The sequence below is a fragment of the Pseudonocardia sp. MH-G8 genome, from assembly GCF_002262885.1.
Lineage (GTDB): Bacteria > Actinomycetota > Actinomycetes > Mycobacteriales > Pseudonocardiaceae > Pseudonocardia.
This window is the reverse complement of the sequence record NZ_NKYF01000001.1, coordinates 441,561-463,753: the sequence shown is the minus strand read 5'-3', so window position 1 is coordinate 463,753 and position 22,193 is coordinate 441,561. Positions and strand designations below refer to the sequence as shown.

General features: G+C 73.5%; 23 protein-coding genes. 9 read left to right on the top strand and 14 right to left on the bottom strand.

All coding sequences use genetic code 11. The annotated features are described in order from the left end of the window. Positions 1–28: 28 nt before the first annotated feature. Positions 29–1,624 carry a DNA polymerase ligase N-terminal domain-containing protein gene (locus CFP66_RS02105; protein ID WP_094921399.1) on the top strand — a complete coding sequence of 532 codons (1,596 nt, stop codon included), beginning with the start codon at positions 29–31 and terminating at the stop codon, positions 1,622–1,624. A 38-nt stretch (positions 1,625–1,662) separates the two neighbouring features. Next, positions 1,663–2,301 (top strand): TetR/AcrR family transcriptional regulator, encoded by a 639-nt coding sequence (locus CFP66_RS02100; protein WP_233159082.1) that lies wholly within the window; start codon positions 1,663–1,665, stop codon positions 2,299–2,301. A gap of 34 nt (positions 2,302–2,335) precedes the next feature. Here CFP66_RS02100 and CFP66_RS02095 read toward each other — a convergent pair whose 3' ends face one another. From CFP66_RS02095 to CFP66_RS02070, 6 genes are all read right to left on the bottom strand, one after another. Then, entirely contained in the window at positions 2,336–3,328 is a 993-nt protein-coding gene (locus CFP66_RS02095) for an ABC transporter substrate-binding protein (RefSeq protein ID WP_094920031.1), read from the bottom strand. A 47-nt stretch (positions 3,329–3,375) separates the two neighbouring features. Then, positions 3,376–4,206, bottom strand: a complete 831-nt coding sequence (locus CFP66_RS02090) for a MetQ/NlpA family ABC transporter substrate-binding protein (RefSeq protein WP_094920030.1) — start codon at positions 4,204–4,206, stop codon at positions 3,376–3,378. 24 nt (positions 4,207–4,230) lie between these two features. Further along, the gene (locus CFP66_RS02085; protein WP_233159080.1) at positions 4,231–4,917 is read right to left on the bottom strand and encodes a methionine ABC transporter permease; all 687 of its coding nucleotides are present in this window, start codon (positions 4,915–4,917) and stop codon (positions 4,231–4,233) included. Next, positions 4,914–5,912, bottom strand: a complete 999-nt coding sequence (locus tag CFP66_RS02080; RefSeq protein WP_094920029.1) for a methionine ABC transporter ATP-binding protein — start codon at positions 5,910–5,912, stop codon at positions 4,914–4,916. Before CFP66_RS02080 ends, CFP66_RS02085 begins: the two co-directional genes overlap by 4 nt. A 225-nt stretch (positions 5,913–6,137) precedes the next feature. Then, on the bottom strand, positions 6,138–7,133 hold the full coding sequence (locus CFP66_RS02075; protein WP_094920028.1) for an ABC transporter substrate-binding protein: 996 nt from the start codon (positions 7,131–7,133) through the stop codon (positions 6,138–6,140). Between the two features lie 57 nt (positions 7,134–7,190). Beyond that, positions 7,191–8,207 carry an aldo/keto reductase gene (locus CFP66_RS02070; RefSeq protein WP_094920027.1) on the bottom strand — a complete coding sequence of 339 codons (1,017 nt, stop codon included), beginning with the start codon at positions 8,205–8,207 and terminating at the stop codon, positions 7,191–7,193. Positions 8,208–8,319: 112 nt separating this feature from the next. Here CFP66_RS02070 and CFP66_RS02065 point away from each other — a divergent pair, with 112 nt between their 5' ends. The 5 genes from CFP66_RS02065 (at position 8,320) to CFP66_RS02050 (ending at position 12,568) form a co-directional block, all read left to right on the top strand. Beyond that, the gene (locus tag CFP66_RS02065; RefSeq protein WP_198961207.1) at positions 8,320–8,907 is read left to right on the top strand and encodes a TetR/AcrR family transcriptional regulator; all 588 of its coding nucleotides are present in this window, start codon (positions 8,320–8,322) and stop codon (positions 8,905–8,907) included. Between the two features lie 35 nt (positions 8,908–8,942). Beyond that, positions 8,943–9,491 carry a pyridoxamine 5'-phosphate oxidase family protein gene (locus CFP66_RS02060; protein ID WP_094920025.1) on the top strand — a complete coding sequence of 183 codons (549 nt, stop codon included), beginning with the start codon at positions 8,943–8,945 and terminating at the stop codon, positions 9,489–9,491. A 39-nt stretch (positions 9,492–9,530) separates the two neighbouring features. Further along, a complete protein-coding gene (locus CFP66_RS02055) occupies positions 9,531–10,175 on the top strand; it encodes a class I SAM-dependent methyltransferase (protein ID WP_233159078.1) in 645 nt (214 codons plus the stop codon). A 132-nt stretch (positions 10,176–10,307) separates the two neighbouring features. Next, positions 10,308–10,433, top strand: coding sequence for a hypothetical protein (locus CFP66_RS49855; RefSeq protein ID WP_255413808.1), 126 nt, complete (start codon positions 10,308–10,310; stop codon positions 10,431–10,433). 848 nt (positions 10,434–11,281) lie between these two features. After that, positions 11,282–12,568 (top strand): HNH endonuclease signature motif containing protein, encoded by a 1,287-nt coding sequence (locus tag CFP66_RS02050; RefSeq protein ID WP_094920024.1) that lies wholly within the window; start codon positions 11,282–11,284, stop codon positions 12,566–12,568. 12 nt (positions 12,569–12,580) lie between these two features. On the opposite strand, the gene CFP66_RS02045 is transcribed toward CFP66_RS02050, so the two are convergent. From CFP66_RS02045 to CFP66_RS47780, 3 genes are read right to left on the bottom strand one after another with little or no spacing between them, the layout of a single operon-like run. Then, a complete protein-coding gene (locus CFP66_RS02045) occupies positions 12,581–13,225 on the bottom strand; it encodes a vancomycin high temperature exclusion protein (protein ID WP_233159077.1) in 645 nt (214 codons plus the stop codon). Beyond that, complete coding sequence (locus CFP66_RS02040; protein WP_094920022.1) at positions 13,222–15,273, bottom strand: NAD(+) synthase; 2,052 nt, start codon at positions 15,271–15,273, stop codon at positions 13,222–13,224. The genes CFP66_RS02045 and CFP66_RS02040 overlap by 4 nt, the downstream gene beginning before the upstream one ends. A 23-nt stretch (positions 15,274–15,296) precedes the next feature. After that, the gene (locus CFP66_RS47780) at positions 15,297–15,437 is read right to left on the bottom strand and encodes a hypothetical protein (protein WP_158228002.1); all 141 of its coding nucleotides are present in this window, start codon (positions 15,435–15,437) and stop codon (positions 15,297–15,299) included. A gap of 37 nt (positions 15,438–15,474) precedes the next feature. On the opposite strand from CFP66_RS47780, the gene CFP66_RS02035 reads away from it, so the two are divergent. Continuing rightward, a complete protein-coding gene (locus CFP66_RS02035; RefSeq protein ID WP_233159076.1) occupies positions 15,475–16,869 on the top strand; it encodes an AAA family ATPase in 1,395 nt (464 codons plus the stop codon). Between the two features lie 10 nt (positions 16,870–16,879). Then, the gene (locus CFP66_RS02030; RefSeq protein WP_198961206.1) at positions 16,880–17,755 is read left to right on the top strand and encodes a phosphotransferase family protein; all 876 of its coding nucleotides are present in this window, start codon (positions 16,880–16,882) and stop codon (positions 17,753–17,755) included. Positions 17,756–17,768: 13 nt separating this feature from the next. Here the strand turns inward: CFP66_RS02030 and CFP66_RS02025 are convergent, their stop codons facing one another. The 5 genes from CFP66_RS02025 to CFP66_RS02010 form a co-directional block, all read right to left on the bottom strand. Further along, positions 17,769–19,346 carry a DUF4153 domain-containing protein gene (locus CFP66_RS02025; protein WP_143517075.1) on the bottom strand — a complete coding sequence of 526 codons (1,578 nt, stop codon included), beginning with the start codon at positions 19,344–19,346 and terminating at the stop codon, positions 17,769–17,771. A gap of 20 nt (positions 19,347–19,366) precedes the next feature. Further along, positions 19,367–20,401 carry an ATP-binding protein gene (locus CFP66_RS02020; RefSeq protein WP_094920020.1) on the bottom strand — a complete coding sequence of 345 codons (1,035 nt, stop codon included), beginning with the start codon at positions 20,399–20,401 and terminating at the stop codon, positions 19,367–19,369. Beyond that, complete coding sequence (locus tag CFP66_RS02015) at positions 20,398–21,087, bottom strand: response regulator transcription factor (protein WP_094920019.1); 690 nt, start codon at positions 21,085–21,087, stop codon at positions 20,398–20,400. Before CFP66_RS02015 ends, CFP66_RS02020 begins: the two co-directional genes overlap by 4 nt. Positions 21,088–21,165: 78 nt before the next feature. Beyond that, positions 21,166–21,339: a hypothetical protein gene (locus CFP66_RS47775; protein WP_158228001.1), complete on the bottom strand. Its 174-nt coding sequence runs from the start codon at positions 21,337–21,339 to the stop codon at positions 21,166–21,168. Positions 21,340–21,358: 19 nt separating this feature from the next. Continuing rightward, entirely contained in the window at positions 21,359–22,108 is a 750-nt protein-coding gene (locus CFP66_RS02010) for a GAF domain-containing protein (RefSeq protein WP_094920018.1), read from the bottom strand. Positions 22,109–22,193 lie beyond the last annotated feature (85 nt).

The window sequence follows — 22,193 nt, the reverse complement described above, 5'->3', positions numbered from 1 at the left end:
GGCGGAGCGGCCGGGGTACCCGGCGGGCATGACCGACCAGCGGGACCGGCTCGCGACCTACCGCTCGATGCGCGACTTCGCCGCGACACCGGAACCGGCGGGAGGCGACGTCGCCCCCGGCACCGGCCGGTTCGTCGTCCAGCGGCACCGGGCCCGGCGGCGACACTACGACGTGCGGTTGGAGATCAACGGGGTACTGGCGAGCTGGGCGGTGCCCAAGGGGCCGTCGCTGGACCCGAAGGCCCGCCAGCTCGCCGTGCACGTCGAGGACCACCCGATCGAGTACGTCGACTTCGAGGGGCTCATCCCGCACGGCGAGTACGGCGGCGGCGACGTGATCGTGTGGGACCGGGGGACCTGGAGCCCGTCGGGCACCGACGACCCCGCCCGCGCGATCGCGGACGGCGAGCTGCACCTCGACGTGGCGGGCGAGAAGCTCGCCGGCCGGTTCGTGCTGGTCCGCACGGGGAAGGACCGGTCGGGCAAGGAACAGTGGCTGATGCTGCACAAGAACGACGACCACGCGGTGGCGGGCTGGGATCCCGAGGAGCACCCGCGGTCGGTCAAGACCGGCCGTACCAACGACGAGGTCGCCGCCGCTCCCGAGACGACGTGGCGCGGCGACCGGCCCGCGGCCGAGGCCGCCGTCGACCTGCGCCACCCCCCGCCGAGCTGGGACCCGCCGACCCCGGACGAGCTGGCCGCCCTCGACGCGCTGGGGCGCAAGGGCCGCTGGACGGTGCAGGGCCTCGAGGTGGCGCTCACCAACCTCGACAAGGTGCTCTTCCCGGGCTGCGACGGCGGTCCGCCGGTCACGAAGCGCGACCTCGTGCGCTACCACGCGCAGATCGCGCCGCACATGCTGCCGTTCCTGCACGACCGGCCGGTGAACCTGCACCGCTACCCGGACGGCGTCGACGCGCCGGGGTTCTGGCACAAGGAGGTGCCCTCGCACGCGCCCGAGTGGCTCCGGAAGTGGCGCAACGAGGAGGCCGACCCCGGCGAGACCGTCTGCTACGCGGTGGTCGACAGCGTCGCCGCGCTCGTCTGGATGGCGAACTTCGGCGCCGTCGAGCTCAACCCGTGGACCTCGCGCCTGCCCGACGTCCACGAGCCGACCTGGGCGCTGATCGACGTCGACCCCGGCGAGCGCAGCACCTTCGACGACGTCCTCGTGCTCGCCCGCCTCTACCGCACGGCCCTGGAACACCTGGGCGTCGCGGCCGCGCCGAAGGTCACCGGCAAGCGCGGCGTGCAGATCTGGGTGCCGATCGCGGACGGCTACTCGTTCACCGACACGCGCGGCTGGGTGGAGAAGGTGTCGCGCGCCATCGGCCGCACCGTCCCGGACATGATCAGTTGGGAGTGGCAGAAGGACCGCCGCGGCGGGCTCGCCCGCCTCGACTACACCCAGAACGCCATCAACAAGACGCTGATCGCGCCCTACAGCGCGCGGCCCGCGGCGGGCGCCCCGGTGTCGGTGCCGATCACGTGGGACGAGCTCGACGATCCCGACCTGCGCCCCGACCGCTGGACGGTCGCCACGGTGCTCGAGCGCGTGCAGCAGGCGGGCGACCCGCTGGCCGAGCTCATCGGACGGCCCCAGCGGCTGCCGGACCTGTAGGCAACCCGGCGCCGGGCGGAGGATGCGAGTATCGACTCGTGTCGGACCGGGAGGTGGGGATGAGCGCGGGCAGACCCGTGCGTCGCCAGGCCCGGGGCGAGCGGCGGATGGCGGAGATCCTCGACGCCGCGCTGGCGCTGTTCGCCGAGGTCGGTTACGAGGCGGCGTCCACCAACCGGATCGCGGCGCGGGCCGGGGTCTCCCCGGGGTCGCTCTACCAGTTCTTCGCGAACAAGGAGGCGATTGCGCAGGCGCTCTCGGCCCGGCTCGCCGCCGACCTGGGCGCGGCCCACGCGGCGGCCTTCGACCACGTGCCGGTCTCCGACCTCCCGCTGGACGAGCTGATCGACCGGATCCTCGAGCCGCTGCTCGCATTCGGCATCGCCCGCCCGGGCGCCAAGGCGCTGCTGGCCGGGCCGGACGCGCCCGCGCCGCTGGCCGCGGCCACCCGGCCGCTGCAGGACGCGGTGCTCGGACGGGTGGCGGCGGTGCTCGGCGCGCGCGTCCCGGGCCTGCCCGCCGCCGAGCGGGACCGGGCCGCCCTGGTGGCCGTCCAGATCGTCCGGGCGCTGACGGGGCCGATCGCGGCGGCCGCGGGTGCGGAACGCGCCGCGCTCGTCGGCGAGCTCAAGCGCGCCCTGCACGGCTACCTCGCGCCGCTGGAAAACCCCCCGTGAGTGGGTACGGCACCCGTATCCACTCACGGCCTGATCAGCCGAGGATCTCCTGCAGGTCGTCGAGGACGAGGTTGACCCCGGTGGGGCCGAGGCCGAGGAACCACACCTCGTCGTCGACCGGCAGCGCGGTGCCGCGCTGCACGGCCGGGAGCCGGTTCCACAGCTCGCCGCCCACGACCCCGCCCTCGGCCGTGCCGTCCTTCGGGCCGTAGCTGGAGTAGAAGACCCAGTCGGCGTCGGCCTCCGAGATCCGCTCCGTCGAGATCTCCGTGGCGAGTTCCTCGATGTCCTGGTTGGCCGGGCGGCGCAGGCCGACATCGCGCAGGACGACGCCGATCATCGAGAGGTTGCCGTAGAGCCGGATGCGCTCGGGCATGAACCGCAGCAGCGAGATCGTGGGCGGATCGGTGAGGCCGGCGCGGATGGCGTCGGCGCGGCGCTGGTAGTCGTTGAGCAGCTCGGTGGCCCGCGTCTCCTCGCCGAGCGCGGCGCCGGCGAGCAGCAGGTTCTCCTTCCACGGGTAGCCGGGCCGGATGCTCAGCACGGTGGGCGCGATCGCGGACAGCTCGTCGTAGAGGTCGTCGACCCGCAGCTGGCTGCCCAGGATCAGATCTGGTTGCAGCGCCGCGATCGCCTCCAGTCGCAGCCCGTCGAGCGAGCCGACGTTCGTGCTGCCGGTGAGCTGGGGCTGCAGGTAGGAGGGGATGGTGCCGTTCGGGCTCACGGTGCCGACCGGGACGGTGCCCAGCGCGAGCGCCGCGTCGATCTCGCCGGTGTCGAGCACCACGACCCGCTCCGGCTTGCGCTCCAGGCGCGTGGTGCCGCGGGCATGGGTGATCGTGCGCGGGAAGACGCCCGGGCCGACGTCGGCGCCCAGGCGCGCGGTGGCCTCGTCCGCGGTGGAGAAGAGGCGGCCGCCGGTGGCGACCTCCGTGTTGCCGGCTCCGCCCGTCGGCGCCTCGGAGGCCCCGCCGCAACCCGCCACCAGCGCGAGGACCAGTACCCCGACCGCCGCCGTCCATCTCATCGAGACTCCCTCTCGCAGAAAACTGAGGGAAGCCTAGCCTCGGTTCGTCAGACGGGGATGACCGCGCCCGCGAATGTCTGTTCGATGTAGGCCTTCACCTCGGGCGAGGCCAGCAGCTGCGCCAGCGTCGTGATCCGCGGGTCGGTCTGCAGCTCGGTGCGGGTCACCAGGCCGTTGGCGTTCGGGTTGCCCTCGGCCGACTCGAGCACGATCGCGTCCTGCGCCGGGTTCAGGCCGGCGTCGATCGCGTAGTTGCCGTTGACCACCGAGGCGTCGGTGTCCTCGAGGCTGCGGGGCAGCTGCGCCGCCTCGAGCTCGCTGAACTGCAGGTTCTTCGGGTTGGTCGCGATGTCGCGCGGAGTGGCGGTGGCCTCCGCGCCCGGGGTGAGGGTGATCAGGCCGTGGGCGGCGAGCAGTTGCAGGCCGCGTGCCTCGTTGGTGGCGTCGTTCGCGACGCCGATCGTGGCGCCGTCGGGCAGCGCGGCGAGGTCGGTCAGGCTGCTCGAGTAGAGACCCAGCGGCTCGATGTGCACCGGCGCGACCCAGGCGAGGTCGGCGCCACTGGTGGCGGTGAACTCCTCGAGGTAGGGCACGGTCTGGAAGTAGTTCGCGTCGAGCGAGCCGTCGACCAGCGCGGTGTTGGGCTGCACGTAGTCGGTGAACTCGACGATGTCGATCTGCAGGTCGTGCGCCGGGGCGAGCTCGTCGGCGACGTAGCGCAGGATCTGCCCGTGCGGGGTGGGGGAGACGCCGACGCGCAGCGGGGCGGCCGGGTCGGTGGGTGCCGCGGCCTCGGGCGCACCGGCGCCGCAGGCGGCGAGCGTGACAGCGGCCGTGAGCGCGGCGACGGTGGACAGGAGCGCAGAGCGCAGTCGCATGACGGGCGGGTCCTTCCGGGAAGGTCAGGCAGACGCGTGCCGGCGGCGGTCCAGCCGCCGGGCCGCGAGGGTGAAACCGAGCTGGACCAGGGAGGTCAGCACGGCGAGGACGAGCACGGTGCTCCACAGCACGCGGTCGTCGAAGCGCTGGTAGCCGATCCGCACGGCGACGTCGCCGAGGCCACCGCCGCCGACGACGCCTGCCATCGCGGAGTAGCCGACGAGCGTGATCGCGGTGACGCCGATGGCACCCAGCAGCGCGGGCACGGTCTCCCGCAGCAGAACGCTGCGGACGATCTTCATCGTGGTGGCGCCGGTGGTCACCGCGGCCTCGACGACCGCGACGTGCACCTCGGCCAGCACGTTCTGGACGAGCCTCCCGACGAAGGGGATCGCGCCCACCGCGAGGGGCACGATCGCCGCGGTCGGGCCGATCGTCGAGCCGACCAGGAACCGGGTGACCGACAGCAGCAGCACGAGCAGGACCAGGAACGGCATCGCCCGGCCGAGGTCGACCACCGCGCCGAGCACGCGGTGCAGGGCCGGTCGGGGGTGCAGCCCGCCGGGTGCGGTGAGGTGCAGCAGCACCCCGAGCGGGATTCCGAACACCGCGGCCAGCACCGTCGAGACACCGACCATGTAGAGGGTCTCGCCGGTGGCGGGCACGAGCAGCTCCACCACCTCGGCCCAGGCCGTCGGCTCGCGGCTCATGCCACCACCACCGGGGTCCCCACCCGCTCGACCGCGGCGCCCGCGTCGGCCAGCTCGGCCAGGGCCGCGTTGGCCCCGCCGCCGTCCAGCCCGATCCGGAACCGCGCCACGGGCACCCCAGCGAGGTCGGTGAACCCGCCGCCGAGCAGCGTGAGCTCGGCGCCGTGGCGCGCAGCGGTACCGGACAGCAGCGGGCCCGCCGCGGCGTCCCCGGTGAGCACGACGTCGGCGACGACCCCGCGGTCGGGGAGGAGCGCGTCGTCGAGCGGGGGCAGCAGCGCCGTCGCGGCGCGACTACCGGGGCGGGTCACCAGGTCCAGCACCGACCCGTGCTCGACGACACGGCCCTGGTCGAGCACCGCGATCGTGGCGCAGATGCGGCGCACCACGAACATGTCGTGGGTGACCACCAGGACGGTGACCCCGAGCTCGGCGCGCGCCCGCTCCAGCACGTCGAGCACGGACGCGGTGGTCGTGGGGTCGAGCGCCGATGTGGGCTCGTCGGCCAGCAGAACCCGCGGCCGGGCCGCGAGCGCGCGGGCCACCGCCACGCGCTGACGCTGCCCGCCCGAGAGCTGGTCGGGGTAGGCCGTGGCCTTGTCGGCGAGGCCGACCAGCTCCAGCAGCTCCCCGACCCGCCGTCGCCGCTCCGCACGGTCGGCGCCCGCGGCCTCCAGCGGCAGTGCCACGTTGCCGGCGACGGAGCGCTGGCGCAGCAGCGAGTCGCCCTGCGGCACCACGCCGATCCGCCTGCGCGCGTCCCGCAGCGCCGCGCCGCGCAGCGCGACGAGGTCGGTGCCGTCCACCCGGACCGCTCCGGAGTCGGGTCGCTCCAACAGGGGGATGCAGCGCGCCAGCGTGGACTTGCCCGCGCCGCTGGGCCCGACGACGCCGCAGACCGTGCCGGCGGGGACGTCGAGGCTGACGTCGTCGAGGGCGCGCAGGGGGCCGGCCGGGCCGGGGAATTCCTTGGTCAGGTGTTCGACCGAGATCACGGGTGCTCCAGGCACGCCGGGATCGCCGGCGCGCGCAGGTGGGAGTGGGAGGAGTGGGTCAACCGCGCGGGCGACAGCCCGTGGCGGTGCGCCGGCACTGGTCGACCACGCGACGGCGGGTCAACAGGCAGGGTGGCGCGGCAGCACTCATGTCGCGACCAGTCAACCCGGGCGATACATGAACGTGCAACTCACTCGCCTGTGTGATCGGCGACAGCGGGCCGGTCAGTCCCGCGCCGGGTCCACGTCGAACGTCGCGGCGAGCTCGTCGAGGATCGCGTGCGCGCCCTGCATACCGACGGCGCTCATCCAGGTGAGGTCGGGGACCTCGTGGATCTGCCCGGTGAGCTCGCCCCACAGCGGGTTGGCCGTGAACCGCGCCCGGGTGGCGTCCGACGAGCCGGCGCCGTCCGGGTAGGTGGTGACGAAGATGTGGTCGGCGTCGGCGTCGAGGATCCGCTCCTCGCTGATCTCGACCTGCCCCGAGCTCGACTGCCCGCCGCCCTGCTGCGACGGCGGCCGCGCCAGCCCGGCGTCGGCGAGGACCACCCCGGAGTAGGTGCTCTCGGTGTAGAGGCGCGCCGGCCCGTCCACGAACCGGACGACGGAGACGACCGGGTTGGTGCCGGTGGCCGCGCGGATGCCGTCGCCCACCCGCTGCGCGCGGGCCTCGAACGCCGTGATGGCCTCCTCGGCCTGCGCCTCCGAGCCGAGCACCCGGCCCGTGAGGCGGATGTTGTCCTTCCAGGTGGGGCCGGTGGTCTCGGAGAAGACGGTGGGCGCGATGCGGCTCAGCTCGTCGTAGAGGTCGGCGTGGCGCACCTTCGCCGACAGGATGACGTCCGGCTCGAGGGCGGCGATGGCCTCCAGGCTCGGGCTCGTGAGCATCCCGACCGGCACCGCGTTCGCGCCGAAGCGCTCCGCGTCGGCGCCGAGGTAGGACGGCAGCGGCTCGTCGGCGGCCTGCAGCGTGGTGTAGCCGACGAGCTCGGTGCCGAGCAGCAGCACGGCGCCGGACAGGGTGTTGTCCAGCGCCACCACCCGCTCCGGACGGTCCGGGATCTCGGTCTCGCCCATCGCGTGGGCCACCGTGCGCGGGAAGCCGGGGGCGTCGGCGGGCGCGCTCGGCGCCTGCTCCGGTGCCGCACCACCGCAGGCGGCCGTGCCGAGGAGCGCTCCCAGCGCCACGAGGGAACCGAGAGTTGCACCGATCCGGCCCATTACCCGTCCTTTCCACGAACGAGAGGGCAGCCTAACCTGGCTTCGAGGACCGGGGGTTCAGGTGGCGGCGCGGGTGGCGAGGGGGCGGCGGCGCAGGTTCGGGTCCTCGAGGGCCGGCGGCTGGTAGGCCTGGTCGAGCGCGCCGACGTCGGTACCGGGCGCGACGATCCCGTCGATGCGGTCGAGCACGTCGTCGGAGAGGGCGACGTCCAGACCGGCGAGCAGGTCGTCGAGGTGCTGCTCGGTTCGCGCCCCGAGGAGCGCGCACGTGACGCCGGGGTGGGTGGTGGTGAACGCCATCGCGAGGTGGGTCATGGGGAGGCCCGCCTCGGCGGCGAGGGTGACGAGCTCCTCGACCACGTCGAGCCTGCGCTCGTCGGTGAGGTGGCGGAACATGCCGGCGCGGCTCAGGTCGTTGTGGTCGCGGCGGACGCGGCCGGTGAGCAGCCCCTGGGCGAGCGGGCCCCAGACCAGGGTGCCCATGCCGAACCGCTGGGCGGTGGGCAGGATCTCGCGTTCGATGCCGCGGTTGAGGATGGAGTAGGCGGGCTGCTCGGTGTGGAACCGTGCGAGGCCGCGCCGCTGCGCCACCCACTGGGCCTCGACGATTCCGGAGGCGGGGGTGTGGGAGGCGCCGATCGCGCGGACCTTGCCGCTGCGGAGCAGGTCGGTCAGCGCGGCGAGGGTCTCCTCGATGTCGGTGTCGGGATCGGGGAGGTGCAGCTGGTAGAGGTCGATGTGGTCGGTCCGCAGCCGGCGCAGCGAGTTCTCGACGGCGGTGATGATCCAGCGGCGCGAGGCCCCCTGGTGGTTCGGGTCCTGCCCCGTCGGGCGGCTGAACTTGGTGGCGAGCACGACGTCGTCCCGGCGGCCCTCCAGCGCCTTGCCGACCACCTCCTCGGAGTCGCCGTAGACGTCGGCGGTGTCGATGACGTTGATGCCGGCGTCGATCGCCTTGTGGATGATCCGGGCCGACTCGCCGGGGTCGTTGCCCATGCGCGTCGCGAACATCAGCGCGCCGAGGGCGTAGGGGCTGACCTTGATGCCGGTCCGGCCGAGGGTGCGGTACTGCACGGTGTTCTCCCGTTCGTGCGTGGTCGGCCCGGCGGAGATGCCGTACCGTAAGTGGAATGTCTTTCCGGAACTATACGGAAAGGCTTTCCGGTTACGCAAGTGAGGTGACGTGGTGCCCCAGGACCCGACGCCGCGTCGGCGCCGCGCCGACGCGCGACGCAACGTCGACGCATTGCTCGAGGCCGCGCGAAGCGTCTTCGACACCTCCGGTGTGGACGCGCCCGCGAAGCAGATCACCGACCTGGCCGGAGTCGGGGTCGGCACGCTGTACCGGCACTTCCCGCACCGCTCGGACCTGGTGAAGGCCGTGGTGGAGAGCGGGATCGACGCCGTTGCCGAAGCGGGCCCGGCGCTGGGTGCCGCGTTCGAGCCCGCGGAGGCGCTCACCCGGTGGATCGACCGGTACGTCGAGCTGCTCGGCACCAAACGCGGGCTGGCCTCGGCACTGCACTCGGGCGACCCGGCGTTCGCCGGTCTGCCCGACTACTTCCTGGAGCGGCTCGAGCCCGCCCTCTCGGCGCTGCTCGACGCCGCCGCGGCCCAGGGCGCGGTCCGTGGCGACATCGGTGCCGAGGAGCTCCTGCACGCCGTCGCGCAGCTGTGCCGGCCCGTGCCCGGGCGGGGGCCCGAGCACGGCCGGCGGATCGTCGGCGTCCTGGTCGACGGACTGCGCTGCGGAGCGGCGCCCGGGATTCCCTGACCGACCCTGTCAGGTATGGCTGTCACGCTGGACCCGTGTACGAGACCGAGCCGGAGATCCGGGAACTGCAGACCCTCATCGACCAGTCGCTCGCGCGGTCGACCGCGCACCTGCGCTCGATCATCACTCCGGGCGAGCGCAGCCTGAGCGCCGAGCAGGTGGTGCGCGTGCTCACCGGGATGTGCGTCCTCGTCCTGTCCACCGTCACGGCGCAGGGCGAGCCGCGCGTGAGCGCCGTGGACGGCCACCTCCTGCACGGCCGCTGGGTGTTCGGCACGAGCAGGGGCGCGGCGAAGGCGCGGCACCTGAACGCGCGGCCCGCGGCGAGCGTGGCGCACCTGCGGGGCGAGGAACTGGGCGTCTTCGTCCACGGCGTCGCCGAGACGCTGAACCCGGTGGACGGCCCCGCCGCACCGGACTGGCCGCAGATCGACGAGTACCTGCGGGGCGTCTACGGCGACGACGCGTTCGACTGGTCCGACGTGGTCTTCTTCCGGCTGCGCCCGAGCTGGATGACGGTCTACGCGAGCGAACCGGAACGACTCCTCGCCGGGCTCGACGGGGCGGCGGCGCCGCCGCGCTGAACCCTCGCCGCGCCGGGTAGCGGTGCGTAGGGTGCCCCCGTGCAGCAGCCCTCCGACCTCGAGACGGTCCGCGAGTCCTACGACCGGGTCGCCGATGCCTACGCGGAACTCATGATCGGCCGGTTGGAGGCGGAGCCGTGGCTGCGGGCCGTGCTCGCCGCGTTCGCCGAGTCCGTCCGCGGCCTCGGCCCGGTCCTGGACGTCGGCTGCGGCCCCGGCACCGTCACCGCACACCTCGCCGAGCTCGGTCTGGACGCCTCGGGCGTCGACCTGTCGCCGCGCATGGTCGAGCACGCCCGCAGGCAGTATCCCCACCTGCGGTTCTCCGTCACCTCGGCCACCGAGCTCGACCTCGTGCCGGCCTCGCTCGGCGGCGTGCTCGGCTGGTGGTCGCTGTTCAACCTCCCGCGGGAGGCGCTGCCCGGCGTGCTGCGGACCTTCGCCGAGGCGCTCGTCCCCGGCGGTCAGACGGTGGTCGGCACGCACGTCGGCGACGGCGACATCGCGCGGACCGAGGGCTACGGCGGCCTGCCGGTGTCCTGGACGACCCACCTCTATCGCCCCGAGGAGTTGGCCGGGATGCTGGTCGACGCCGGTCTCGAGGTGGTCGCCGAGCTGCGGCTGCCGGCGCAGCCGCCGGCGCTGCGCCCGCAGATGCTGCTCGTGGCGCGGCGCCCGGTCTGACCCCCGCGCGGGCGGGATCGACGGCCCGTGGGGTGCGGGCGTTGGTCAGGTCGGGCGCTGACGTCCGCCTCGCGGGTGTGGCCGCTGCTGTCGGCCGGAAATGCTGGATACGCGGCCGACCAGGAGATCCCCGTGCTCACGGTGATCGTCAAGTCGTCCGAGGAGCGTGGTTGGTGTGAACCGGTTCCGGCGGCAGGCCAGGTACTGCTCGAGGTCGACGCGGTCGGCGTAACGCTTTCGCGGACGCCGTTTTCATGATCAGATAGACCTGAGAGGGATTCGGGGAAGATCCAACCCTCCTCACGTCTATATGGTCATGGAAACACCTGTGGGCGCGCCGTCCCCGGCTCGCAGCCACTGTCCCGCACCCCTGTCCTGGTCTTCGGCGTAGTCGGGTGCGTTCCGCTGCCCCTTTCCGTTGGTGGGGTGGCCGGGTTGGCGGAACTGCCGAATATCCGGGCTGGGTGGACAGCCGTTCCCGGCGCGGGCCCAGGCCTGTTCTGGGCGAGTCCGTCGCTGCCAGGTGGGTGCCCACCTTGCGGTGGTCCCGTTCCACACCCTTATCGATGATCATTGGTCAGAGCGACGGCGTGCCGACCTCCAGTGCCCGGGGGGACAGGGACCTGCAGTGAAGTGGTGCGGCTCAGGTCCTCGTCCCGCTGGTCAAGGCCGTTTCGAAGTGGTTCGAGAACGGCACCACAGCCAGGTGGGCACAGACCCGGCCACCACGGGCTCGTCCGGAACAGGCCTGGGCCCGCGTCGGGGACGACTGCCCGGTCGACCACGATATTCGTTGCTTGTACCCCACCCGGCCACCCTCGGCACGGAGGTCGGGCTCGCCACCGGACCGACTGCGCGTGAGACCTGGAAATGGGATGGGGCAGGAAGTCTCGAGTCGGGGACGGCGCGCCCACTGCAACCCGGACTACGAGGCAGAGCAGGATCGCCGCTGACACACCGACAAATGACGTTCGCGGCAAGGGGCCGGCCAACACTCGTTGTTCTGTCATGCCGATCATCTCGGGCGTGCAACGTTCACTATTGCACACGGTGAACCACCCGAACAGACCCATGCTATCGAACACGTGTTCGACTAAACTGGAGGAATGTCCGCAGTCGCCGCCGCGTACGAACACCTCCAAGAGGCGTTCGACGCATTCCGGCAGGCCGCGGAAAACCCCCTGACCTCAGACGCGGAACTGCTGTCGGTGCTCACCATCGGTGAAGGCATGTCCCGACAGCACGACCACCTCACCGTCTCCACCACCGCCGCGCTGCAACGGCGCGGCACGTTCGCCGAACGCGGCTACCGCAAACCCGAAGGCGCACTCACCGACCTTCTGGGCTGCGACTCCTACGAAGCCCGCCGCCGCGTCGTGGCCGCCGAGCAGGCGTGCGAGCAGATCGGGCTCGACGGCACCGTGCTGCCCGCCCGCCTCCCCGCCACCGGGAAGGCGTTCGCCGCCGGACACGCAGGCCTGCGCCACGTCGAAGTCATCGCCGCCCTGCTGGGCACCCCCGAAGCCAGGCGGATCACCGACTGGCAACGGGCGGGGCTGGAAGAGCAACTGGCCGGTATGGCCGGCGAGTACTCGCCCGGGCAACTACGCAAGATCGGCACCCAGCTCCTGGAAGCCCTGGACGGCGACGGCCCCGAGCCTGATGACAACCCGCCGGAGCCGGTCAACCGGCTGCAGGTCCGTAAGCGTCGCGACGGGTCGGGCGGCACGATCAGCGGTCAGTTCGACGATGCGGCGATGTTCGATGCGATCGCCACCGTCATCGACGCCAAGGCCAAGCCGCTCGGCCGCGATGATCAACGCTCGACCGGGCAGCGTCAGGCCGAAGCCCTCGCCGACGCCTGCGGGTTCGTCCTCGCCCACGCCGACCACGCCACCCTCCCCGACACCGGCGGGCGGCGGCCGCACCTCAACGTGTTGATCCGGCTCGAGGACCTCGAAACCCGCGCCCGCTCGGCCATGCTCGACTTCGGCGGCCGCATGAGCCCCACCTCGCTACGGATGCTGGCCTGCGACGCCGCCGTCGTACCGATCGTCATGAACGGCGCGGGACAGCCCCTGGACGTGGGACGCTCCACTCGCGTGATCCCCGACGGACTACGCCGGGCGGTCACCGCCCGGGACCGTGGATGCGCGCACCCGGGCTGCGACCGGACGCCGTCGTGGTGCGAAATCCACCATATCTGGGAGTGGGAGCACGGCGGACCCACCGAACTGAACAACCTGGTGAGTCTCTGCAAAGTCCACCACCGCTTGATCCACGATTCCGGATGGGTGGTGCGGATCCGTGACGGGTTACCGGAGTTCATCCCGCCGAAATGGATCGACCCGGAGCAATTGCCCCGCCGGTCGGCCTCGTCCGTGTCGTCGTGAGACGAGCGGGAGTCAGGACGTCGACCGCGGCGCGAGCACGGCGTCCGCGAGCGCGGTGGTCGGTGACCCGAGCTGTTGCGGTGCCGGTCGGAAGAGCGCGTCGCCGAGGGCCTTGACCGCGGCCGGAACCTCCCGCACCCAGCCGTACACCGTGGCGGTGCCACGTGCCGGCATGCTCGGGTCGCCGACGCCGACGGCGTCGATCCCCGCGGCGCGGCACAGCACGACCGCGCGCGGCAGGTGGAACGCCTGCGTCACGACGATCGCCGAACGCACGCCGTACACCTCGTGCGCCCGTACACAGGAGTCCCAGGTGCGGAACCCGGCGGCGTCCTCGACGATCTTGGTGGCGGGGACGCCCGCGCGGAGCAGGTACCGGCGCATGGCGTCGGGCTCCTCGTCGGCGCCGGTGACCAGCACCGCGTCGACGGTGCCGCGGTGGTACAGGTCGGCCGCCACGTCCAGGCGTCGGGCGAGCAGCAGGGTCGGGTCTCCGTCCCGGCGCAGCCCCGCGCCGAGCACGATCGCGACGGGCCGTGCCTCGGCACGGTCGGCCGTGGTCCGCCTGCCGTCGGTGGACACGGCGAACCAGGCGAGTGGCGTGGCGACGAGCAGCGGCGCCAGCAGCACGGCGAGGGACCAGAATCTCCGGCTCACGAGGTCCAGTCTGCCGGGATCTCCCTGTGGATCTCCTGAAGCCAGATCGTCGCGGACATGTCCGACGGCGCCCGCCAGTCGCCCCGCGGCGAGAGCGACCCGCCGGCCGAGACCTTCGGCCCGTTCGGCAGCGCCGAGCGCTTGAACTGGCTGAACCCGTAGAAGCGCTGCGCGAACACCTCCAGCCAGTGCTTGATCTCGCTCATCCCGTAGGACGGGCGCTCGTCCTCCGGGAACCCGGGCGGCCAGTCGCCGGCCTGCGGGTCGTGCCAGGCGTGCCAGGCGAGGAAGGCGATCTTCGACGGGCGGAAGCCGTAGCGCAGGACGTGGAACAGGGAGAAGTCCTGCAGCGCGTACGGCCCGATCTTCGCCTCGGTGCTCTGCACCTCCTCGTCCTCGCCGGTCGGCACCAGCTCCGGGCTGATCTCGGTGTCGAGGACGTCGGTGAGCACCGCGCTCACGACCTCGTCGAACTGCTCCGTCGAGGCCACCCAGCGGATGAGGTGCTGGATGAGCGTCTTCGGCACCCCGCCGTTGACGTTGTAGTGCGACATCTGGTCGCCCACGCCGTAGGTGGACCAGCCCAGCGCCAGCTCGGACAGGTCGCCGGTGCCGAGCACGATGCCGCCGCGCTGGTTGGCCGCGCGGAACAGGTAGTCGGTGCGCAGCCCGGCCTGCACGTTCTCGAACGTCACGTCGTAGAGCGGCTCACCCTCGGAGAACGGGTGCTCCAGGTTCTTCAGCATGAGCCGCGCCGTCTCGGTGATGTCGAGCTCGGTGAAGGTGATGCCCAACGCCTCCGCGAGCCGGGTGGCGTTGCCCTTGGTGCGGTCGCCGGTGGCGAAGCCGGGCAGCGTGAAGCCGAGGATGTCGCTGCGCGGGCGGCCCTCCCGGTCCATCGCCTTCGCCGCCACGATCAGCGCGTGCGTGGAGTCCAGCCCGCCGGACACGCCGATGACGATCTTGGGCTGGTGGATCGCGCGCATCCGCTGCTCCAGGCCGGAGACCTGGATGCTGTAGGCCTCGTAGCAGTCCTGCTCCAGCCGGGACTCGTCGGCGGGGACGAACGGGAACCGCTCGATCTCGCGGCGCAGCCCGATGTCCGTGCCCGGGGGGTCCAGCCGGAACGGGACCTGGCGGAAGCCGTCGAGCCGCGCGGCGTGGTGGCGACGGTTGTCGTCGAAGGTGCCCATCCGGGCCCGCTCGTTGCGCAGCAGGTCCAGGTCGACGTCGGCCACGGACCGCCGCGCGCCCTTCGGGAAGCGCTCGGTGTCGGCGAGCAGCACCCCGTTCTCCCAGATCATCGTCTGGCCGTCCCAGGACAGGTCCGTGGTGGACTCGCCCTCGCCCGCGGCGGAGTACACGTACGCGGCCAGGCAGCGCGACGACGCCGATCGCGCGAGCAGGCACCGGTCGTCCGCGCGCCCCACGGTGATCGGGCTGCCGGAGAGGTTGGCCAGCACGGTGGCGCCCGCGAGCGCGGCCTCCGCGCTGGGCGGGATCGGCACGAACATGTCCTCGCAGACCTCGACGTGCAGCACGAACCCGGCCACGTCCTCGGCCTCGAACAGCAGGTCGGGGCCGAACGGGACGTCGACGCCACCGACCCGGACGGTGCCGTGCTGGTCGTCGCCCGGCGCGAGTTGGCGCCGCTCGTAGAACTCCCGGTAGGTCGGCAGGTACGACTTCGGCGCGACCCCGAGGATGCGCCCGCGGTGGATCACGACGGCCGTGTTGTAGACGCGGTGCCGGTGGCGCAGCGGCGCCCCGACCACGAGCACCGGCAGCAGGTCGGCCGACCCGGCCACCACGTGAGCCAGCGCCTGCTCGACGGTGTCGAGCAGCGTGTCCTGCAGCAGGATGTCCTCGATCGAGTAGCCCGACAGGGTCAGCTCGGGGAAGACCGCGAGCCCGACCCCGTCGTCGTGGCACTCCCGCGCCACGGCCAGCACCGCCTCGGCGTTCGCGGCCGGTTCGGCGATGGTCGTCGTGAGGGTGCAGGCCGAGACCCGCAGGAAGCCGTGGCGGTAGGGGGAGCGGAAGTCCACGAGGCGAGTCTGCCGGAGCGGGATCAGACGTGCAGGACGCCGTCCTCCGCCGCGGTCGCGGATGGCGGGAAGCCGCTGTTCAGATCCTCGTGCAGATCCGTCGGATCATCGATCGGTCCCCCCACCTCGTCGAACAGCTCGACGATCCGGCCCGCCGAGAGCATGTCCCGCGATCAGCCCGGGCGTGCCAGGATCGAGGCCGTGGGGGGAATCGACGAGACGGACGCGGTCGGGCTGGCGCAGGCGCTCACCCGGCTCCTGGACGACGCGCGGCGACAGCTGGGTCCGGGGCGCGGCGCGGCGCTGGTACGGCGGGTCACCGACCACGTGGGGGTGCCGCTGGCGGATCTGCCGAGCGTCGCATTGCAGCTGCCGATGTGGGAGCACGTCACCCTGCACAAGGGCGTCGAGGCGTACCTGGCAGCGCACTCGCCGGAGGCGGAGTGGTTCGGCGTGGCGGGGATGGCCCGCGGCCACGAGGACCTGATGGGGATGCTCGCCGGCGCGGAGCAACACGGCATGTACGTGCTGGGCGCCGTCGAGTACGCCACGGCGACCGCCGGGCCGGACGAGGTCGTCGACGTCGTGCAGCTGGGGTACGTCCCCACCGTCGCACCGGACGGGCGCCCGGTCGTGATCGGCCTGCGCGGCGGGTACGAGCAGTTCGGCGACCCGGTGTGCGAGCTGCGGGTGCTCGCCGACGACCGCGAGGTGGCCACCGCCGTGCGCGACGAGGTGGAACGCCTCGCGCGGGAGCGCGACGTGCTGCGCGGCGCGGTCCTGTTCTTCGACGTCAACGAGCACCGCGGCAACGAGATGGTGTCGTTCCTGCCCCGTCCCGAGCTGTCGGTGGAGGACGTCGTGCTGCCCGCGGGGGTGCTCGACGTGATCGAGCGGCACGTGGTCCGCTCGGCGGAACACACGATGCGGCTCGTCGAGCTGGGCCAGCACCTCAAGCGCGGCCTGCTGCTGCACGGCCCGCCGGGCACGGGCAAGACCCACACCGTGCGCTACCTGCTGGGTCGCCTGCGGGGATACACGGTCGTCATCCTGTCCGGGCGGGCGATGAAGCTGTTGCCGCAGGCCACCGCCCTGGTCCGGCGGCTGCAACCCGCGGTGCTGGTGATCGAGGACGTCGATCTCATCGCCGAGGACCGCGGCACGCACGAGAGCACGCCGTTGCTGTTCGAGCTGCTCAACCGGATCGACGGCGTCGACGCGGACGCCGACGTCACGTTCATCCTCACCACCAACCGGGTGGCGGATATGGAACGGGCGCTCGTCGACCGGCCGGGGCGGGTGGACCTCGCCGTCGAGGTGCCGCGTCCCGACGCCGACGGGCGGGAGCTGCTGCTGCGGCTCTACGCCCGCGGCCTGCCGCTGCAGGCAGCGCAGGTGGCCCGGGTCGTCGCCGCCACCGAGGGCGTCACCGCGTCCTACATGCGCGAGTTGGTGCGGCGCGCGGTCGTGCGCCGGATCGACGCCGCGGCGCCGGTCACGCTCGAGGGCACCGTGCTCGACGAGGCGCTGGCCGAGCTCACCGACGAGCGCTCGACGCTCACCCGGGCGCTGCTCGGCGGCGCCCCCGCGGCGTAGGGCCGGCGGCGTGGTCGGCCCGGAGGTGGTCCGGACGGTGCTCGCGGAGCACCTGCCCGCCGTCGCCGCTCGTTCGGTCGAGCCGTTGGGCGCGGGTCTGGACAACGTCGCCTTCCTGGTCGACGGCGAGCTCGTCGTCCGGTTCGCCACCGGTGCCGACCCCGAGCGCGTCGTGCGCGAGGCGGGGGTGTTGGAGCTGGTGGCCCGGCGGTCGCCGGTGCCCGTGCCGCGCCCGGTGCTCACCGTGGCGGAGCGGGGGTGCCTGGCCTATCCGCTGCTGCCCGGGGTGCCGCTGCTGGACGTGCCGCCCGCCGTACGGGCCGCACTCCGGCTGCCGGTGGCGGCCGCGCTGGGCGGGCTGCTGGCCGTCCTGCACGCGGTGCCCCGCGAGGAGGTCGCCCCGCTCGTGGAGGTGGACGACACCGCACCCGGGCTGTGGCTGCGCGAGGCCGCCGGGTCCTGGGAGGCGGTGGCGGCCCGGGTGCCGATGCGCCACCATCGCGCGGTCGAGGCGCTGCTGCTCGCCGCCCCGCCGCCGCAGGCGTCGCCGGAGGCCGTCTTCTCCCACAACGACCTGGGCGTCGAGCACGTGCTCGTCGACCCCGCCTCCGGTGCGGTCACCGGCGTGATCGACTGGGCCGACGCGGCGATCACCGATCCGGCGCTCGACCTCGGCCTGGTGCTGCGCGACCTCGGTGCCGACGGCCTCGACGCCGCGCTCGCCCACTACCCGTCCGGCGGCGCGGACGTGCCCGGCCTGCGCGAGCGCGCCGCGTTCTACGCCCGCTGCCGGCTGCTCGAGGACCTCGAGCACGGCATCGAGACCGGGCGCCGGGCCTACGTCGCGGGGGCGATGGAGGCGATGGCCCGGCTGTTCCCGGGGTAGCGGCCGGGGCGGGTCAGCAGCGGACGTCGGCGAGCGCGTCGCGGGCGGCGGCACGGGCGGCGTTCCAGCTCGTCCAGTCCGCGTCGGGTTCGGCGAGTCGGGTGGCGATGCGGGTGAGGGTGTCGCAGCGTTGCGGCTGCGGGAGCTCGAGCAGCGCAGGCACCGCGTCGGCGGACAGCGTGGCGAGGTAGATCTGGTCGAGCTCGCCGGTGAGGGCGTGCCGGGTGACGTTGTGCGCGGCGATGAACCGGTCCGGGTTCAGCACGGCGAGCGCCAGCAGCGCGACCAGGCCGGCCGCCGCCATCTCGCGCACCAGCGGCTTCGCGTGCAGTCGCACCACCGCCACGAGCACCAGCAGGAAGCAGGCACCGAGCCACAGCTCGCAGGCCAGCACGAGCAGGCGCAGCGTCGTGAACCCGTAGGCCTCCTGGTAGAGCCACATCCGGCTCAGCGCGGACGCGACGATCACGAGCGTGAGGGCGGTGAGGGCGCCCAGCAGGCCCCGCTTCCAGGCGCGGTCGGCCGCGCTCGGTGCGGGTGCGAACCGGGACGCGAGCAGCACGACGCCCAGCGCCAGCACCGTCACCGCGAGCAGCTGCCAGAACCCGCTGCGCGCGTACTCGGCGTAGGTGAGCCCCGTGGTCGCCACGACGTGGGCGTCGGAGCCGAACAGGGTGGCGAACTGCACGCCGACGAAGAGGGCGAACAGCCCCACCAGCAGCCCGATCGGCAACGCCCATTCGACGCGGCGCAGCGGCAACGGCGCGGCCGGGTGCGCGGTCGGTGGGGCGGGCGGGCCCAGCAGCAGGAACCCGGCGCCGAGCAGCGCCCCCGCGCCGAGCGCGAACAGGACCGCCCAGCGGATCAGGTGCGCGGCGTCGACGGTGGGCAGCAGGTCGTCCAGGAGCCGGCCGAACGCCGGGTCCGCAGAAGCCAGCAACGGGCCGAACACCGCCAGCAGGCACAGGCCGACGAGGGCCGAGATGACGGTGCGGGCGCTGCCGGCGCTGCGGCGGGCCTCCCGCAGGGCACGGCCTGCCCAGGGCAGGGCCCGGACGGCGGCCAGCGCGACGGCGATCGCGGCGAACGCGATGCTGCGGAAATGCCGTCCGGCGATGGCGATCGACGCCGCGGCGAGCGCCGCGAGCAGGCACAGCGCCACGAGCCACGGCGCGTCCCGTACCGCGGCGACTCCCGCCAGGCCGACGGCCGCGAGCCCCCACGCGGCGTCGACGGTGTCGGCGCGCCACGCGGGCCGGTCCGGGGCGCCGCGGCGCACGTGCCGCCCGACCGCGACCACCGCCACCGCGCCCACGACGGCGCAGACGAACCAGCCCAGGCCCGGTCGGCCCAGCGGTACGGCAACCGCCACCGTCGCCCCCACGGCGGCCGCGGCGCCGAACACGGGCCACGACGGTGGCACCGCCGGTCCCCTCCAACCGGGGAAGAAGTCGGTGCCCCGCACCGGCAACGCGGGGAGGGCCTGCGCCGGGGTGGCCACCGCGACCGCGGTCCCGCCCGATTCGGCGACGGGCTCGACGGTCGACACGGCGCCCGGTCCGGTGATCGGCTTGGCGCCCGGCTTCAGCACCGGACGTTCCGCCGCCCCGCTCACGACCGCCCCGGCAGGGTCACGCGGATGCGGCAGCCCGCTCCGGCAGGGGTGTCGGCGACCGCGATGCGCCCGCCGTGCAGCTCCACCACCCAGCGGGCGATGGCCAGGCCCAGCCCGGTGCCCCCGCCGACGGCGCGCTCGCCGCGCGTGAAGCGGTGGAACACCCGGTCGCGTTCCTCCGGGGGAATCCCCGGTCCCTCGTCCCGCACCTCGAGCACGAGCTCCCCTCCCTCTCGGCGTCCCACCACGTGGACGTCGGTTCCCCGCGGCGCGTGTCGCGCGGCGTTGTCGAGCAGGTTGACCACGACCTGGTGCAACCGCCCGCGGTCGGCGCGCACCGTGAGCTGCGGCGGGTCGACGTCCAGCCGGAACCCGACGTCGCGTCCGGCCACCCCGGCCGCGACGCGCGCCTCGGCCACCGCCTCGTCGAGCATCGGGGTGAGCGCCATGACCTCCGGCGCGAGCGTGAGCGCGCCTGCGTCGATCCGCGACAGGTCGAGCAGTTCGGTGACGAGCGTGCCGAGCCGCTCGGTCTGGGCGAGCGCGGTGCGCAGCGTGGCCGGGTCCGGCTCGGCCACGCCGTCCGCGACGTTCTCCAGAACGGCCTGCAGGGCGGCGATAGGGGTGCGCAGCTCGTGGGAGACGTTGGCGATGAGCTCGCGGCGCTGCTGATCGGCCGCGGCGAGGTCGGCGGCCATCCGGTTGAACGCTTCGGCGAGCGTTCCGACCTCGTCCTTCGACGTGGCGCGGACCCGCCGGGTGTAGTCGCCCCGGGCCATCGCGATCGCCGCGGCCGTCATCTCCCGCAGCGGCCGGGTCATGCCGTGGGCGAGCACCTGCGCGGTGAGCAGCACGATCGCGAGCGCGATCAAGGTCGTCGAGAGCGGCGGCAGCCAGCGGTACTCCTGCCACAGGTAGGCGATCCCGGCCGCACCGGACCCGAGGAGCAGGATGCTGATCTTGAGTTTGATCGAGCGCAGCGGGTCGAGCGGGCGGGGGAGCAGATCGGCGAACGCGCCCAGCTTGTTCACCTCGGGACCTCCAGCGCGTAGCCGACCCCGTGCACGGTGCGGATCAGGTCGGCGCCGAGCTTGCGGCGCAGCGCCTTCACGTGGCTGTCGACGGAACGGGTGGCCGTGGCGTCCTGCCAACCCCAGACGCTCGCGAGCAGCGCCTCGCGCGGGTGCACGGTGCGCGGTTGGCGGGCGAGGTGCACCAGCAGGTCGAACTCCGTGGGCGTGAGGTGCGCGGGCGCGCCGGCGCGCAGCACCCGCCGCTGCGCCGGGTCGATCTCGAGGTCGCCCAGGACGATGCGCGGGTCGGTGGCTCGTTGCTCGCCGGCCCGGTCGACCCGCCGGAACAGCACCCCGACCCGCGCGGCGAGCTCGCGGATCGAGAACGGCTTGGTCAGGTAGTCGTCGGCGCCCACGGCCAGGCCGACGAGCAGGTCGGTCTCGGTGTCGCGGGCGGTGAGCATGAGCACCGGGACGGAGCGGTGCGCCTGGATGCGCCGGCACACCTCGAGACCGTCGAAGCCGGGGAGCATCACGTCGAGCACGACGAGGTCGGGCTCGCCCGCCTCGAAGCGCGCCACCGCGGCCGGGCCGTCGTGCGCCACGTCGACGGCGTAGCCCTCGGCCCGCAGCCGTGCCGCGATCGATCCCGCGATGGTCGGCTCGTCGTCCACCACCAGCACCCGGCGGCGCCCCTCGCTCATGGCGCTGAACCTAGACGCCGATCGTGGAGGTCAGCGGTGCGTGATGTGGAGATCCTGTGAAGGCCCCCGGGCCGGCAGCTACGGGTGGCCGGGGGAGGGCTCGCCGTGCGCGTCCAGGCGGGCCTCGACCAGGCGCTTGGCCTGCTCGTGGGCCTGGCGGCGGGCGTCGGCGAAGTAGGTGGCGGGGTCGCGCAGCAGGCGCGCCAACCGGGCGCGCTGCGCGTCGTCGCCGTTGCTCACGGATTTCGCCACGCCACCAGGGTAGCGCTGGTCAGGCGCCGAGGGCGACCGCCAACAGGCGGGCGAGCACGCGGACGGCGGCGACGTCGGCCTCGGTGAGATCACCGACCTGCAGGCCGTCGACGGTGAGGATCCCGAACTCCCGCGACTCGGTGGCCACCGGCACCGCGACGAAGGTGCGGTAGGCGTGCCCGCCGGGCGCCCAGCCGGGCGGGGAGGCGGCGTGGGTGTCGGCGCAGAACAGGTCCTCGCGACGGGCCAGCATGTCGAGGGCGAAGTCGCCGAGCGGCGTGCCGGCCTCGAACGTGCTGCGCGGCGCCTCGGCCCGGCCGTGGAACCCGGACGGCACGAGCCGGTCCTCGACGCGCGCGAAGAAGCACGAGCGCAGCCGGTCGGCGCCCAGCACCTCGGCGGCGGCGGAGAGCACGACGGCCTTGGCCTGGCCCTGCAGGTCGCCGAGCTCGCGGCTGCGCGACCAGCCGCGCATGTCGACGATCCGGCCGATCAGGTAGGTGAGGGGCTCCATCGCGTCGTTGAGCACGAGCTGGATGCGGGCGCCGGCGTCCTCGGCGATCTGCTCGGCGGTGCCGGCGCGGGCCCGCGCGTTGTGCTCGGCGCGCAGCGGCAGCCCGACGGCGAGCGCGGTGAGTGCCGCGCCGGCGGCCACGGTGAGCGTGAGCGACCACCCGGACAGCTGGTTGAGGAACGCGCCGATCACCCAGGCCGCGGTGGCCGCGATGACGGCGACGGGCCGCACCGCCGCCCGGAACCGCTCCGTCACTCCTGTCACCGTCCCCCCGGGGTCGGGCCAGCGTAGCCAGCACTCGACCGGACGCCCGCGAGCGCGCGACGTTCACGCGGTGGTA

Coding starts and splice junctions, on each gene's coding strand:
- CFP66_RS02050 (WP_094920024.1), top strand. CDS start 11,282: ATGTCCGCAGTCGCCGCCGCGTACGAACACCTCCAAGAGGCGTTCGAC.
- CFP66_RS02075 (WP_094920028.1), bottom strand. CDS start 7,133: ATGGGCCGGATCGGTGCAACTCTCGGTTCCCTCGTGGCGCTGGGAGCG.
- CFP66_RS02095 (WP_094920031.1), bottom strand. CDS start 3,328: ATGAGATGGACGGCGGCGGTCGGGGTACTGGTCCTCGCGCTGGTGGCG.
- CFP66_RS02105 (WP_094921399.1), top strand. CDS start 29: ATGACCGACCAGCGGGACCGGCTCGCGACCTACCGCTCGATGCGCGAC.
- CFP66_RS02090 (WP_094920030.1), bottom strand. CDS start 4,206: ATGCGACTGCGCTCTGCGCTCCTGTCCACCGTCGCCGCGCTCACGGCC.
- CFP66_RS47780 (WP_158228002.1), bottom strand. CDS start 15,437: ATGCTCTCGGCGGGCCGGATCGTCGAGCTGTTCGACGAGGTGGGGGGA.
- CFP66_RS02015 (WP_094920019.1), bottom strand. CDS start 21,087: ATGAGCGAGGGGCGCCGCCGGGTGCTGGTGGTGGACGACGAGCCGACC.
- CFP66_RS02085 (WP_233159080.1), bottom strand. CDS start 4,917: ATGAGCCGCGAGCCGACGGCCTGGGCCGAGGTGGTGGAGCTGCTCGTG.